This is a genomic window from Micromonospora parva (assembly GCF_000718515.1).
GTDB lineage: Bacteria > Actinomycetota > Actinomycetes > Mycobacteriales > Micromonosporaceae > Micromonospora > Micromonospora parva.
The window spans coordinates 216,724-231,459 of the sequence record NZ_JNZS01000002.1; the positions used below are offsets into that span (position 1 = coordinate 216,724).

10 protein-coding genes are annotated in these 14,736 nt (G+C 72.5%); 3 read left to right on the plus strand and 7 right to left on the minus strand.

Annotated elements, in window-relative coordinates; translation table 11 throughout:
• Nucleotides 1–6 precede the first annotated feature (6 nt).
• From ftsH to IF22_RS35290, 3 genes are all read right to left on the minus strand, one after another.
• Nucleotides 7–2,025 (minus strand): ATP-dependent zinc metalloprotease FtsH, encoded by a 2,019-nt coding sequence (gene ftsH / locus IF22_RS0102700; protein ID WP_030328003.1) that lies wholly within the window; start codon nucleotides 2,023–2,025, stop codon nucleotides 7–9.
• Nucleotides 2,026–2,606: 581 nt separating this feature from the next.
• Complete coding sequence (hpt, locus tag IF22_RS0102705) at nucleotides 2,607–3,182, minus strand: hypoxanthine phosphoribosyltransferase (protein ID WP_030328005.1); 576 nt, start codon at nucleotides 3,180–3,182, stop codon at nucleotides 2,607–2,609.
• A 100-nt stretch (nucleotides 3,183–3,282) separates the two neighbouring features.
• Entirely contained in the window at nucleotides 3,283–3,420 is a 138-nt protein-coding gene (locus tag IF22_RS35290) for a hypothetical protein (protein ID WP_167337263.1), read from the minus strand.
• Nucleotides 3,421–3,570: 150 nt separating this feature from the next.
• Here IF22_RS35290 and IF22_RS0102715 point away from each other — a divergent pair, with 150 nt between their 5' ends.
• Nucleotides 3,571–4,533 carry a GlxA family transcriptional regulator gene (locus IF22_RS0102715; RefSeq protein WP_030328007.1) on the plus strand — a complete coding sequence of 321 codons (963 nt, stop codon included), beginning with the start codon at nucleotides 3,571–3,573 and terminating at the stop codon, nucleotides 4,531–4,533.
• A gap of 9 nt (nucleotides 4,534–4,542) precedes the next feature.
• Here IF22_RS0102715 and tilS read toward each other — a convergent pair whose 3' ends face one another.
• The 3 genes from tilS to dacB form a co-directional block, all read right to left on the minus strand.
• Nucleotides 4,543–5,523 (minus strand): tRNA lysidine(34) synthetase TilS, encoded by a 981-nt coding sequence (gene tilS / locus IF22_RS0102720; protein WP_030328008.1) that lies wholly within the window; start codon nucleotides 5,521–5,523, stop codon nucleotides 4,543–4,545.
• 10 nt (nucleotides 5,524–5,533) lie between these two features.
• On the minus strand, nucleotides 5,534–6,604 hold the full coding sequence (locus IF22_RS0102725) for a zinc-dependent metalloprotease (RefSeq protein WP_030328010.1): 1,071 nt from the start codon (nucleotides 6,602–6,604) through the stop codon (nucleotides 5,534–5,536).
• Between the two features lie 92 nt (nucleotides 6,605–6,696).
• Nucleotides 6,697–8,187 carry a D-alanyl-D-alanine carboxypeptidase/D-alanyl-D-alanine endopeptidase gene (dacB, locus tag IF22_RS32795; protein ID WP_342446897.1) on the minus strand — a complete coding sequence of 497 codons (1,491 nt, stop codon included), beginning with the start codon at nucleotides 8,185–8,187 and terminating at the stop codon, nucleotides 6,697–6,699.
• A 497-nt stretch (nucleotides 8,188–8,684) separates the two neighbouring features.
• Between dacB and IF22_RS0102735 the strand changes: the two genes are divergently transcribed.
• A complete protein-coding gene (locus IF22_RS0102735) occupies nucleotides 8,685–9,191 on the plus strand; it encodes an inorganic diphosphatase (protein ID WP_030328015.1) in 507 nt (168 codons plus the stop codon).
• A 31-nt stretch (nucleotides 9,192–9,222) separates the two neighbouring features.
• On the opposite strand, the gene eccD is transcribed toward IF22_RS0102735, so the two are convergent.
• Nucleotides 9,223–10,626, minus strand: a complete 1,404-nt coding sequence (gene eccD / locus IF22_RS0102740) for a type VII secretion integral membrane protein EccD (RefSeq protein ID WP_030328017.1) — start codon at nucleotides 10,624–10,626, stop codon at nucleotides 9,223–9,225.
• A 101-nt stretch (nucleotides 10,627–10,727) separates the two neighbouring features.
• Between eccD and IF22_RS0102745 the strand changes: the two genes are divergently transcribed.
• Nucleotides 10,728–14,711: a type VII secretion protein EccC gene (locus IF22_RS0102745; protein ID WP_030328018.1), complete on the plus strand. Its 3,984-nt coding sequence runs from the start codon at nucleotides 10,728–10,730 to the stop codon at nucleotides 14,709–14,711.
• The last annotated feature ends 25 nt before the right edge of the window (nucleotides 14,712–14,736 follow it).

Consider the following 14,736-nt stretch of genomic DNA (forward strand, 5'->3'; position numbering starts at 1 on the left):
CGTTGCTCAGTGCGTGCCGTCCGAGTTGTTGGACGGCGCCACGCCGCCGACCGACGCCTGCGCGCCGTCGGCCTGGGCCTGCGCCTTGAGCTTGTCCTTCTCCGCAGGGGTGAGCACGGGCGGCTCGGTGGAGGGTTGACGCTTGCCGAAGCCGTTGTACGGTGCCAGCGGCGGGCGCTTGACCACCCGGGAGCAGATGCGCGCCATGTCGGCGGTGGAGAGGGTTTCCTTCTCCATCAGCTCGAGCACGATGTTGTCCAGGACGTCCCGGTATTCCACCAGGATCTCCCAGGCCTCGTCGTGCGCCAGCTCGACAAGTGCCCGCATCTCACCGTCGATCTCGGCGGCCACCGAGTCCGAGTAGTCCCGCTCGTGGCCCATGTTGCGGCCGAGGAACGGCTCGTCCCCGCTGGTGCCGTACTTGATGGCCCCGAGCTTGGAGCTCATGCCGTACTGGGTGATCATCGCGCGGGCCAGTTGGGTGGCCTTCTCGATGTCGTTGCCGGCACCGGTGGTGGGCTCGTGGAAGACCAGCTCCTCAGCGGCCCGGCCGCCCAGCGCGTACGCCAGGGTGTCGATCATTTCGGCGCGGGTCTGGGTGTACTTGTCTTCGGTCGGGAGCACCAGGGTGTGGCCCAGCGAGCGGCCACGGGACAGGATCGTCACCTTGTGCACCGGCGCGGCGTGCGGCAGCGCCCAGGCGACCAGCGCGTGGCCACCCTCGTGGTAAGCGGTGATCTTCTTTTCCTGGTCGCTCATCACGCGGGTCCGTCGCTGCGGACCGGCGATCACCCGGTCGATCGACTCTTCGAGCGAGTCGTTGGTGATCGCGCGCTGGTCCTTACGGGCGGTGAGCAGGGCCGACTCGTTGATCACGTTGGCCAGGTCGGCGCCGCTGAAGCCAGGGGTGCGCCGGGCCACCGAGTCGAGGTCGACGTCGGGGGTGAACGGCTTGCCCTTGGCGTGCACCCGCAGGATGGCCTTGCGGCCCTCCATGTCGGGGGCGTCGACCGGGATCTGCCGGTCGAACCGGCCCGGACGCAGCAGCGCAGGGTCGAGGATGTCCGGCCGGTTGGTGGCGGCGATCAGGATGACCCCGCCCTTGGTGTCGAAGCCGTCCATCTCGACGAGCAGCTGGTTGAGCGTCTGCTCCCGCTCGTCGTGGCCGCCGCCCATGCCGGCGCCGCGGTGCCGGCCGACGGCGTCGATCTCGTCGACGAAGACGATCGCCGGGGCGTTCGTCTTGGCCTGCTCGAACAGGTCACGGACCCGGCTCGCGCCGACACCGACGAACATCTCGACGAAGTCGGAGCCGGAGATCGAGTAGAAGGGCACCCCGGCCTCGCCGGCGACCGCGCGGGCCAGCAGCGTCTTGCCGGTGCCGGGCGGGCCGAACAGCAGCACGCCCTTCGGGATCTTGGCGCCCAGGGCCTGGTACTTCGCCGGGTTCTGCAGGAAGTCCTTGATCTCGTGCAGCTCCTCGACGGCCTCCTCGGCACCCGCGACGTCCGCGAAGGTCGTCTTCGGAGTGTCCTTGGTGATCATCTTGGCCTTGGACTTCCCGAAGTTGAGCACCCGGGAGCCGCCGCCCTGCATCTGCGACATGAAGAACAGCAGCAGGAGGACGAGCAGCGCGATCGGCAGCAGATTGACCAGCAGGCTCACCCAGATGCTGTCCGAGGAGACCTTGGCGTCGGCGGGGCCGGTGACCCGGTTGGCCGCCTTGGCGTCCAGCACCTCGTTCCAGATCTGGTCGCCAGCCTGGTACGGGAACTGGGCCTCGATCCGGTCGGTCTCGGTCTTGCCGAACTTCGTCTTCTGGGCCAGATCCAGCTGGAGCGTCTGCTCCTTGTCCTGGAAGACAACCTTATTGATCTTGGCGGTGTGCAGTTGATCGAGCGCAACGGAAGTGTCCACGCGGTGGTAGCTGGGACCAGCGGTGAACAGCTGACTGAGCACAACGGCGCCGAGGATGACCAGGATGATCCAGACCACCGGTCGGCGGAAGAAACGCGTACGTTCCATACTGTTGTCGAGCGCCGGAGCGCCCGCATCCTCCTGATCGACGTCCTGACCGTCTGATGGTGTCGCCGCGCTGAGCGGCGGCCGGAGCCGCCGTGCGGGCCGGCTCGACCCCGAGACGCGAAAACTGCCGCGCCGCGGTCATTCGACGGTACACCGTGTACGCGAGGAGTGAGCTTGCGAGCCCCGCAGTCGTACACAATCACAGCGGTGTGCGCGAGGAGTGAGCTTGCGAGCCCCGCAGTCGTGCACCATCAAAAGACCGAGGACGCCGACAGCGAGCCTGCGAGCCTCCGCACTCGGCGCGCCTTCGACATCGACGACACGCACCGTGGGCAGGCCCACCAGCCCCGCAGCCAACGTACGGCGAGTCCGGGTGGAGCCGGCGTGGCGAGGAGTCCGGCTCGGCCACCCGAACGCCCGGTCACGCGATCGAGGGGGTCGAGCGCGGAGTAACCTCCGGGCCACCGTGCTACACGGTAACCGCATCAGCTGAGAGCGCGCTGAACGTCGGCTTGATGGATGCCGATGCGAGTTGGGCTCATTACGCCCGAGGGGCCACCCCGACGGGGTGGGACCCGTGGTCAGGAGCGGGCGTAGACCTCGGGCTTGAGCACCCCGACGTAGGGCAACTCCCGGTAGCGCTCACCGAAGTCGAGGCCGTACCCGACCACGAACTCGGTGGGGATGTCGAAGCCGACGTACTTCACCGGGACCGGCACCTTCACCGCGTCCGGCTTGCGGAAGAGAGCGACCACCTCGACGCTCGCCGCCGACCGGGACTCGAGGTAGCGCAGCAGCCAGGAGAGCGTCAGGCCGGAGTCGACGATGTCCTCGACGACGACCACGTGCCGACCCGCGATGTCGCGGTCCAGGTCCTTGAGGATGCGGACGACCCCGGAGGAGGTGGTGCCCTGGCCGTAGGACGAGATGGCCATGAAGTCGAGCTCCGCCGGCGGGCCGTTGCGGCCCAGCGCCCGGGCGAAGTCCGCCATGAACATCACCGCACCCTTGAGGACGCACACCAGCAGCAGCCCGTCGCCCACGTGGGCGTAGTCGGCGGAGACCTGCTTGGCCAGCTCCGCCGTCTTCTCGCGGATCTGCGCCTCAGAGATGATCACGTGGTCGATGTCGGCGTCGTACCAGGAGCCGTCAGCCATGACTCCTAGCCTGCCGTACGTCTGCTGGCCTCCGTCGGCGGGGCCGCACCTTTTGGCGCGGTCCCGCCGAGGATTTTCTGGGCAAACAACGCCAATCACATCAGTTGGTACGTGACTGCCAGCGGCGGCCGTCGTCGCTGGGCTTCCAGTCGGCCGAGTCGTGGCTGTCGACGGTGAGGCCGGCCGCCGAGGCGGCGACGAGCAGGACGAGGAACAGGAGGAAGAACAGGAACTCCATGGCGGCGCTCGCTTTCGCATGGTTGCTGTCGGTTTCGCCGCCGGTGCGCACCGGACTGAGACCAGTCTGCGACCTGCCGGAGCAACCGGACAGTGGCAGGAATGCCATTGGTCATCGATTTACTGCCACCTGTCGGGTTACCCTCGTCACATGCTGCGGTCAGTTGCCGTCCTCGCCCTCGACCAGGTCGCTCCCTTCGAGCTCGGCGTACTCGCCGAGGTGTTCGGCACCGACCGGACGGCCGACGGTTTCCCCGCCTACCGCTTCCAGGTGTGCAGCCCCGACGGCGATCCCGTGCGGACCTCGTCCGGCTTCCACCTGACCCCACACGCGGACCTCGGCCCGGTCGACGAGGCCGACCTGGTGGCCATCCCCGCGCACAGCCAGGGCACCACCGTCCCCGGCCCGGTGCTCGACGCGCTACGCCGTGCCGACGCCCGCGGAGCGCACCTGTTCAGCGTCTGCTCCGGAGCCTTCCTGCTCGGCGAGGCCGGCCTGCTCGACGACCGCGAGTGCACGACCCACTGGCGGTACGTGGACGAGCTGCAACGCCGCCACCCCCGCGCCCGGGTGCGCTGCAACTCGCTCTACGTCCAGGACGGCCGGCTCCTCACCAGCGCCGGCACCGCGGCCGGCATCGACGCGTGCCTGCACCTGATCCGCCAGGAACACGGCTCGGCCACCGCGACCCGGCTGGCCCGGCGGATGGTGGTCCCGCCGCACCGCGACGGCGGCCAGTCCCAGTACGTCGAGGCGCCCATCCCGAAGGCGCCCGAGGCACCCACCCTCGAACCGGTGCTGGAGTGGATGATGGGCCACCTGGACCGGACGATCACCGTGGAGGAGCTGGCCGCCCGCGCCGGCATGGCACCCCGCACGTTCGCCCGCCGGTTCCGCGCCGAAACCGGCACCACCCCGCACGACTGGCTCACCAACCAGCGGGTGCTGCTCGCCCGCCGGCTGCTGGAGGAGACCCCGTTGAGCGTGGAGGCGGTCGCCGACCAGTCCGGCTTCGGCGACGCCGCCGCGCTCCGGCACCACTTCAGCCGCCGGGTCGGCGCCACCCCGCACAGCTACCGGACCACCTTCCGGGACCGGGCACACAGCGGCTGACCGGACAGCTCAGCCCGGGGTCAGCCGGCCGTCGCGGCGCAGCACCCGGACACCCCCGGGCAGGTCGGCCGGGCCCTGACCGTGCCAATCGGTGACCAGGGCGTCCAGTGCGGCGACGTGCCGGTGCGACAGCGCGCCCGGCAGCGCGCCCAACTCACGGGCCCAGACGTGCAGCACCCGACCGCGTACGGCGGGCACCAGGCCCAGCAGCGCCGCAACGGACAGCCCTCCGTCGGGACGCCGGGCCGCCGCCAGCGCCGCCCCCGCCAACTCGTCGAGCGCGGCGTTGTCGGCGGCCACCAGCCGGGCGGTACGCGCGAGGTTGTCCACCACGCCGGGACCGAGCGCCCGCACCAGCGCCGGCAGCAGGTCGGCCCGCACCCTCGACCGGGCGTACGACGGGTCGGTGTTGTGCGGGTCCTGCCACGGACTCAGCCCGAGCACGGCGCAGGCGGCCCGCGTCTGCTCCCGACCGACCTCCAGCAGCGGGCGCAGCAGCGGCACCCCGCCCAGATCCCGCCGGGCGGGCATCCCGGCCAGCCCGCGCGGGCCGGCGCCCCGGGCGAGCGCGAGCAGCACCGTCTCCGCCTGGTCGTCGCGGGTGTGCCCGGTGAGCACCGCTACCGCGTTCTGCTGCCGGGCCACCTCGGTCAGCGCCTGGTAGCGGGCCTCACGGGCAGCCGCCTCCGGCCCGCCGGGGCGCCCGGCCACCTGCACCCGGACCACGGTCGCCGACGCGAATCCAACCTCCCGACCCCAGGCGGCCACCGCCTCCGCGCGGGCCGCGGAGCCGTCCTGCAAGCCGTGGTCGACGGTGACGAGCGTCGCGGTACGGCCCAGCCGAGGTGCCACGAACACGGTGGCCGCAGCAAGCGCCAACGAGTCAGCCCCACCGGAGCAGGCGACCAGCACACCGCCGGACGGCAGATCGGTCAGGGCGCGGCGTACCGCCACCCGGATCGCGGCCACCGGCGGGGCGAGCGCGGCCACCGGCGGGTGATCAGCCGGCGGCCGGGACGGTGCCGGCCGGGCCGTGCACCCGCGCGACCCAGGCGTCCGGGTCGCCCAACTCCGACAGTCGGGGCAGGGTCAGCGGCGAGTTGAAGATCGAATTGAAGCCGTCCATGCCGACCCGCTCCACCACGCCGTGCACGAACTTGCGCCCCTCGGCGTACTGGCGCATCTTGACGTCCACCCCGAGCAGCCGGCGAATCGCCTTCTCCAGCGGGTTGCCCGCCTCCCGGCGACGGTTGAACGACGCCCGGATCCGCTCGACGCTCGGGATCACCTGCGGACCGACGCCGTCCATCACGAACTCGGCGTGCCCTTCCAGCAGGGTCATCAACGCGGTGAGCCGGTCCAGGACCGCCCGCTGCGCCGGGGTCTGCACGATGTCCAGCACGCTGGTGCGGCTCTCCGGGTCACGGACCGCCTCGGACAACGTGGCCACCCCGCGCCGCAACCGCTCGACCAGGTGCTCGCTCCCGCTGGACGAGGCGTCCACGAACGCCTGCACCTCGCTGAGGAAGTAGGCCCGCATCCACGGCACGGCCGTGAACTGGGTGCGGTGGGTGACCTCGTGCAGACACACCCAGAGACGGAAGTCCCGAGGATCGGCGCCGAGCTTGCGTTCCACCTCGACGATGTTCGGTGCGACGAGCAGCAGCTGGCCCGGCTCGGCCGAGAAGACCTCGTACTGGCCGAGCACCCGGCCGGAGAGGTAGGCCAGCACCGTGCCGGCCTGCACCCCGGTCAGCCGGGACCCGATCGCCTCGGTCAACGCTCCCGGTTGCTTGTCGCCGGAGAGCCGACTCACCAGCGGGGTGATCACCTCGCGGAGCCCGGCGATGTTGGTCGCCGCCCAGTCGCGGCGATCGACCACCCGGACCGGCGGATGCGACACCTGCGCCCGCAGCCCCGTGTAGTCGGCCACGTGCCCGGCCGCCTCGTCGGTCAGCCGGCGCAGGTCGCCGACCACGTCGGTGGCTTCGGCATACGACACGCGGGGGCCAGACTTGCTCAACGCCCCCGCCGTGGCGGCGGCCAGATCCCAGTCCACGAACTGCGCCATGGACCCACCGTACCCGCGCCGCGACACCCCGGCCCGGGCTCGCGCCCTCGATCGACACCGATGGCGACCGCGTCCCGCCGCAGCGGCGCAGGTCAGCCGCAGCCGCAACCGGCCAGCGCGGCGGTGATCCGGTCCAGCGCCGGCTGGGCGGTCTCCCTGCCCCCCGGCACCTTGTCGGTGAGCACCGCGAAGGTCAACAACCGACCGTCGGCGGTGGTGACCAGGCCCGCGATGGAGTGCACCTGGGTCAGCGTGCCGGTCTTGGCCCGGACGCTACCCGCGCCGGCGGCGGTGCCAGCGGTGTTGCGGTAGCGCTCGTTCAGCGTCCCGGACCAACCGCCCACCGGCAGACCACCGAAGACACCTGCCAACTCCGGGTGGTCCGGGCTGGCGGCCAACCGGATCAGATCGGTCAGCAGCGACGGGCTGATCCGGTTACGACGGGACAGGCCACTGCCGTCGGAGACGCTGATCTCGTCGGCGGGCAGGCCCAACTCCGCCACCTCGGCGTCCATGGCTGCGGCACCCCCGTCGAACGAGGCCGGCTGGTTGCGGGCCAACGCGACCTGACGGGCGAGCGCCTCGGCGACCAGGTTGTCGCTCTCGCTGATCATCACGTCCACGAGCCGGATCAGCGGCGGAGACTGCACCACGCCCAACTCGGTTCCCGGCGCCGGGCTGGGGCCCGCCGCGGCCTGGGCCGGGGCCGAGCCACGCTTCACGGCGTCGGTCGGCACTCCGAGCAACCGGGCGAACGCCTTGCCGGCGGCCAGGTCCGGCTCGGCGAAGCGCTGGGCGGACCCGTGTTCGACGCTCGGGTCCGTACGCGCGCCGTCGGTCATCAACGCGGTCACCGCGCCGCCCGACCCACCGGTGGGGATGTCGTCGTCCCAGCCCGGGCCGTAGACCGGCCCGGAGTAGACCGAGCCGTCGACGGTGACGCTCGTCGGCGGTGTCCCGCCGAGCGCGGAACGCACCTGGGCGGCCAGATCGTCGAGCCGTGCCGCGCCCGGGTAGTAGCCCTTCTTGTCGATCGCCAGGGTCGGGTCACCGCCACCGACGATCACCACCTCGCCAGCCTTCGCGCCGGCCACCGCACGAGTGGGGATCCGGTAGCCGGGCCCCCGGGCTGCCAGCACCGTCACCGCGGTCACCAGCTTGGTCACCGAGGCGGGGACGGTGCCGTCGTCCGCCCCCTTGGCGAACAGCGTCTGACCGGTGATCACGTCGGCGACCGACACGTTCACCCGGTCACCCAGGGCGGCGACGCCGACCAGGGGATCGAGCACGGCACTGACCCCCTCGGGGGTGGGCACCGGGGCGTTCGAATCGGGGCCGGCCAGCACCTCCGACGGGGCGGGGTCCGGGGGCACGCCGCCCGCGTTCGGCCCGGCCGCGGCGTCGTCGCCCAGCCACCCGGCGACCGGGCCGGGACGGGTGATCACCACTGCGACGCTGGCGAGCACCAGCACGAGCACGGCGGCCAGCACCAGCGGCAACCGCCGGCGGCGCGACGCGGGCGAGGGCTGCGGGGTGGGCGTGGCGCCGGCCGGTGCCGGCAACGCGGAGATCGGCGGGCCCACCGGGGGGACCCCACCGGGGCCGGCACCGACCGAGGGGCTGACCGGCGCCGGGCTGACCGGGACCGTGGCACTGCCGCGCGGCGGGCCGCTCACCGGCCGCTCGCCGGCGACTACCGGGAAGTGACCGGTGTTCGGGGTCGGTGACGCCGGACCGGCCGGCGGACGCCAGGGCAGCGGCGGGGGCCGTTCGGGCACCGTCTCCGGTGCCGTGTTCGGTGCCTCGGGAGCCCGTGGGAGGTGTGCCTCCGGCACCGGGACCCGTCCCTTGGCACTGCCCGAGCCGGATCGTCCGGTACCGTGCGCGGAGCCCCCGTCCGGGCGGTAGTGTGAATCTTCCCTCCCCACGACCCCCTCCTCCCCCAGCGAAAATCGGCTTGGGTGACACTACTTCGGTCCGAAGACTATGCGGCGGCCGGAGTCGGCGGGTGGGCATTCACCTGTCCGGAGGGCAGCCAGTGGTTCCGTTAGCCAGCGTGGGCAGACGAGGGAGCGTGCAGATGGATTTCGACGTGACGGTTGAGATCCCCAAAGGTCACCGGAACAAGTACGAGGTGGACCACAAGACCGGCCGGATCCGGTTGGACCGCACGCTCTTCACCTCCACCCAGTACCCGGCCGACTACGGGTTCATCGAGGGCACGCTGGGCGAGGACGGCGACCCGCTGGACGCCCTCGTGCTGGTCCCCGAACCGACCTTCCCGGGTTGTCTGATCCGCTGCCGCACCATCGGCATGTTCCGGATGACCGACGAGAAGGGCGGGGACGACAAGGTCCTCTGCGTGCCCTACGAGGACCCGCGCCAGGAGCACCTGCGCGACATCCACCACCTGGGCGAGTTCGACCGCCTGGAGATCCAGCACTTCTTCGAGGTGTACAAGGACCTGGAGCCCGGCAAGTCGGTGGAGGGCGCGACCTGGGTCGGCCGCACCGAGGCCGAGGCCGAGATCGTGGCCTCCTACCAGCGGGCCAGGGACGCCGAGGCGCGCGGCGAGACCATCCACTGACACACCCTGACGCACCGGGCCCGAGGGTCGCTCAACCGAGCAGCCCTCTGGCCCGGTCGTACAGGTCGAGCACCGCGCAGGCGATCGGCACCACTGCCACCACCAGTGCCGTGTCGGTGAGGTCCGCGACCCTCCCGACGTACGGCGAGACCGGCCGGCGGGCGTACCCGGTGCCGCTGGCGACCGCCACCACGGCCAGTGCCGCCCCGCCGAGGACCAGCACCAACCGCCCGGTCTCGTCGGCCCGACCGACCAGCGCCGCGCCCAGCACCGCGTAGCCGGCCAGCCCGGCGAGCACCGTCGGCACCCGCTGCCGCAGCGCCACGAACAGCCGCGACCGCAGCAACAGCACGGCCGACGTGACCGCCACCAGCACCCGACCGGCGGTGCCACCGGAAACCACGAGTACGACCGCTGTGGCCGCCGCCAGCAGGGCGTGGCCGATCAGCATCCCGGTGAGCATCTCCTCGGTGCGGATCACCGCGGCGTGCACCCGGCCCCGGTCCGGCAGGTCCCGGGCCCGCTCCGGCTCCGGCGCGGGCGTCGAAGCCGGCAGGGTGATCGGCGGCAGCGGCAACTTGCCCAGCCGGATGGCCAGCAGCGGGATCACGCCGACGGCGAAGACCAGTGCGCTGAGCAGCACCGCCGCCGTACCGGCCGTGGTCATCACCAGCGCACCGAGCGCGGCCCCCGCACCGATCAGCCCGACAGTGACACCGGCCACGAAGACCCGCAGTCGGCTGGCCACCCCGAGGAAACCGATCAGCGCCACCAGCAGCAGCGCGACCGAGCCGGCCAGCAGTTCCGGAGCGCCCACCCAGCGGGCCGGCCCGAACGGTCCGACCGGGTCGCCGGAGCCGATCGCCAGGGCTCCGGCCGTGAACGCGTAGGGCAGCGCGTAGCCGCCGAGCGTCGCCCCGGCGGCGCCGTCGCCGTTGGCCCGGGAGGCCACCGTGGCGGCGACGGTGAGCACCAGCGCCACCGCGCCGGCCGCCAGCCAACCGGCCCGGTGGGTCGGTCCACCGGCGAGCAGCGCGAGCAGTCCGACAGCGAGCGGTACGGCGGCACCGGCCAGACCGGCCGCCCGGGTGGCGGTGGGCGACCAGGCGCCACCCCGGCGACGGGCACCCTCGGCGATCGCCTCGATGACGTCGTCGTACTCCAACTCGGGCCAGTGGGCGCGGGCCGGCACGAGGTGCAGCACCTCACCGTCGCGGACCCCCTGCGGCAACAACGCCTGTGCCGTCACCAGCAGCGCCCCGTCGGTGCGGCGGAGCACCCAACCGCCGTGCTGCTCGCCGTCGTCGGCCAGCCCGACACCGGCGTGTCGGAGCACGTCGGGCAGCAGCTCGGCCAGCGGCACCTGCTCCGGCAGGGCGACGTCCACCCGTCGTTGCGGCGCGCTGATGGTGACGCGTGCCAGCCCGGTAGTCATCGACTGATCTCCATATCGAGTGGGATCGGAGGCTGCGCGGACGACAGGACTTTACCTACCATGAGCCAGGCTCGGGTTACCCAGCGCTGTCAGGAGGCCGAGTGTCCACCGTCGTCATCAAGCGCCCACCACGCCGACCAGCGCCGGAGATTCCCGCCGGTGAGGTGTCGGTGGAGGCGCCGCCGGAGATCCCCGTGGTGACCGGTGGACGGTGGCAGCAGATGCTCATGGTGCTGCCCATGCTCGGCGGCACGGTGGCGATGGCGATGATGTTCGGCCGCGGTGGCGGCGCCTACTCGTACGTGGTGGGCGGGATGTTCGGGCTCTCCTCGTTGGCGATGCTGGTGACGTCCTGGGGCAGCGCCTCCGGCACCCCGAAGAAGTCCGAGATGATGGCCGCTCGCAGGGAGTACCTGCGCCACCTGGCCACGCTGCGGCGGCGGGTCCGGCGGACCGCCGGCCAACAACGGGCCGGGCTCTACTACCGGCACCCGGATCCGGGTCGGCTCTGGTCGACGGTGGACAGCCACCGGGTCTGGGAGCGGCGTCCCGCCGACCGGGATTTCGCCGTGGTACGCGTCGCCGTCGGGCCGCAGACCCTCGCCACGCCACTCGTCCCACCGGTCACCCGACCGTTGGAGGAGCTTGAGCCGATGACCGCCGGCGCGCTGCGCCGCTTCCTGGACGCGTACTCAGTGGTGCCGGACCTGCCGGTGGCGCTGTCGCTGCGCAGCTTCGCCCGGGTGCACGTGCGACCCGCCGGCCGCACCCCGGCGACCACCCCGACCACCGGCGCGCCCCCCAGCGCGGACCCGGCGGCGCAGGCGCTGGTCCGGGCCGTTCTGACCCAACTGGCGGTCTTCCACGCCCCCGACGAACTGCTCGTCGCGGTCTGCGCCGGGCCGGAACGCCGTGCCTGCTGGGAGTGGGTGAAGTGGCTCCCGCACGCCCACCACCCCACCCGCACCGACGCGCTCGGCCCGGTACGGCTGGTCACCAGCTCCGCCGCCGAACTGGAGTCGCTGCTGGCCGACGTGCTGGCCACCCGGTCCCGGTTCAGTCCGGCCGGCCCGGCCACCGACGGCCCGCACGTGGTGGTGGTCCTCGACGGCGGCGACCTGACCGGGGCCAGTGAGCTGACCGGCGACGGCGGCATCGACGCGGTCACCGTGCTGGACCTGGACACTCCGCCGCCCCGACTGCTGGACCGGTACGCGCTGCTGTTGGAGTTGCACGGCCGACGGCTGCACTCGTGGTCGTCCGACGGGCACGCCGAGGTGGGCACCGCCGACCAGTTGGACCTGGCCGACGCCGAGGCGGTCGCCCGACGGTTGGCGCCGCTGCGCCTCGCCGGCACGGCCCGTGGGCCGGACGCCCCGTTCCAGGCCGACCTGGGTCTGCCCGAGCTGCTCGGTCTCGGCGACCCGGAGAGCTTCACAGCGGAACAGGGCTGGTTGCCGCGTTCGGCACGAGACCGGTTGCGGGTGCCGATCGGGGTGGGCGCCGACGGCGGCGCCATCGAGCTGGACCTCAAGGAGTCCGCCCAGGACGGCATGGGCCCGCACGGCCTGCTCATCGGGGCGACCGGGTCCGGCAAGTCCGAGCTGCTCCGCACGCTGGTGCTGGGGCTCGCCGCCACGCACAGCTCCGAGCAGCTCAACTTCGTGCTGGTCGACTTCAAGGGTGGGGCCACCTTCGCCTCGTTCGACCGGCTGCCGCACACCGCGGCCGTGATCACCAACCTGGCCGACGCGTTGCCACTCGTCGACCGCATGGTGGACGCGATCAACGGGGAGCTGGTCCGCCGTCAGGAGTTGCTGCGGCGCGCCGGCAACTTCGCCAGCGTGCGCGACTACGAGCGGGCCCGGGCGGCCGGCAGCCCGCTCGCACCGCTGCCGTCACTGCTGCTGATCTGCGACGAGTTCTCCGAACTGCTCTCCGCCAAGCCCGACTTCATCGACCTGTTCGTGCAGATCGGCCGACTGGGCCGGTCGCTCGGCGTGCACCTGCTGCTCGCCAGCCAACGGTTGGAGGAAGGCCGGCTCCGTGGGTTGGACACCCACCTCTCGTACCGGATCGGGTTGCGCACCTTCTCGGCGCTGGAGTCCCGCACGGTGCTCGGCGTCGCGGACGCCCACGAGCTGCCCCGCTCGCCGGGCCACGGCTACCTGCGCGCCGGCACCGACCCGCTGGCCCGCTTCAAGGCCGCGTACGTGTCCGGTGCCGTCCGCCGACGGACCGCACCGGGCGTCGCCGCCGCCGAGGGGGGTGCCCGGCTGCTCACCTTCACCACCCACGTCGTACCGGTGGCCGAGCCGGCGTCCCCGGTCGTACCGGTCGTGACGGAGGAGGAGGGGGGCAGCACGCTGCTCGACCTGCTGGTGGACCGGCTCGTCGGGCAGGGCCCCCCGGCGCACCAGGTGTGGCTCGCACCGCTCGGTCAGCCGCCGGCCCTGGACGAGGTGCTCGGCCCGGTCGAGGTGCACCCGAAGCGCGGGCTCACCGTCGGCAACCCGGAGCTGCACGGCGCACTCGGCGTGCCGATGGCGATCGTGGACAAACCCTTGGAACAGCGCCGGGACCTGCTCTGGCTGGCACTGGACGGCGCCGCCGGGCACGTCGCGGTGGTCGGTGCGCCGCAGAGCGGCAAGTCCACCGCCCTGCGCACGCTGATCTGCGCGCTGACGCTCACCCACACGCCGGCCGAGGTGCAGGTCTACTGCCTCGACTTCGGTGGCGGCGGGCTGGCCGCACTGCGCGACCTCCCGCACGTGGGCGGTGTGACCGGCCGCGCCGACCCGACCGCGGTACGACGCACCGTCGGCGAGATGACCACCCTGCTGGTCGATCGGGAACGCCGCTTCGCGGAGTTGGGCGTGGAGTCGATGGCCGCGTACCGGCAGCGGCGAGCGGCGGCGGGGACGGCCGGCCAGCCGGGCGTCGACCCGTACGGTGACGTGTTCCTGGTGATCGACGGGTGGAGCACCATCCGCGGCGAGTACGACGACCTGGAGCCACTCGTCACCGACCTGGCCACCCGGGGCCTGTCGTACGGACTGCACGTGGTCGCCACCGCGCTGCGCTGGCTGGACTTCCGCCCGGCGATCCGGGACCTGTTCGGCTCCCGACTGGAGCTGCGCCTGGGCGACCCGGCCGACTCGCTGGTGGCCCGGCGTGCCGCCGCGAACGTGCCGGAGCGCCCCGGCCGAGGGGTGACCGCGGAGGGCCTGCACTTCCTCACCGCACTGCCTCAGCTCGGTACCGCCGGTGGCGACACCGCCGATCTGGTCAAGCGGGCCGCCGAGGGGTGGGCGGGTCCCGTGGCGCCCCGGGTGCGGCTGCTCCCGCCGGCGCTGCCGTACGCCGATCTGGACCTCACCTCGACGACCGGGCTGCGGCTGCCGGTCGGGATCGCGGAGGCGGACCTGCGCCCGGTGCTGCTCGACTTCGCCGCCGAGCCGCACTTCGTGGTCTTCGGGGACTCGGAGTGCGGCAAGTCGTCGTTCCTGCGCGCGCTGGCCACGTCGATCATCACCCGGTTCACTCCCGAGCAGGCCCGGGTGATCCTCGTCGACTATCGGCGCAGCCTGCTCGGCGCGATTGAGACACCACATCTGATCGGGTACGGCACCGCCGCCGCGCACACCGCCGACCTGATCGAGTCGGCCGCCGGTTACCTGGAGCGGCGGGCACCGGGGCCGGAGGTCACCCCGCAGCAGCTGCGGGACCGGTCCTGGTGGTCCGGGCCGGAGCTGTTCGTGCTGGTGGACGACTACGACCTGGTGGCGGCGGGGCCGGCGAACCCGTTGCGGGCGCTGGAGGAGCACCTGCCGCACGCCCGGGATATCGGACTGCACCTGGTGCTGGTCCGCCGTTCCGGTGGGGCGGGCCGCGCCCAGTACGAGCCGATCGTGCAGCGTCTGCGGGAGCTGTCCACCGCCGGCCTGGTGATGGCGGGCAGCCCCGAGGAGGGCGCGCTCGTCGGGCCGGTCCGGCCCGGACCACTGCCGCCGGGGCGTGGCCGACTGGTCACCCGACGGGAGGGCGTACGTCTCGTTCAGCTGGCGCATCTGCCGCCGCAATGAGCTGACTCGCCGGTTCTTCCCGTGA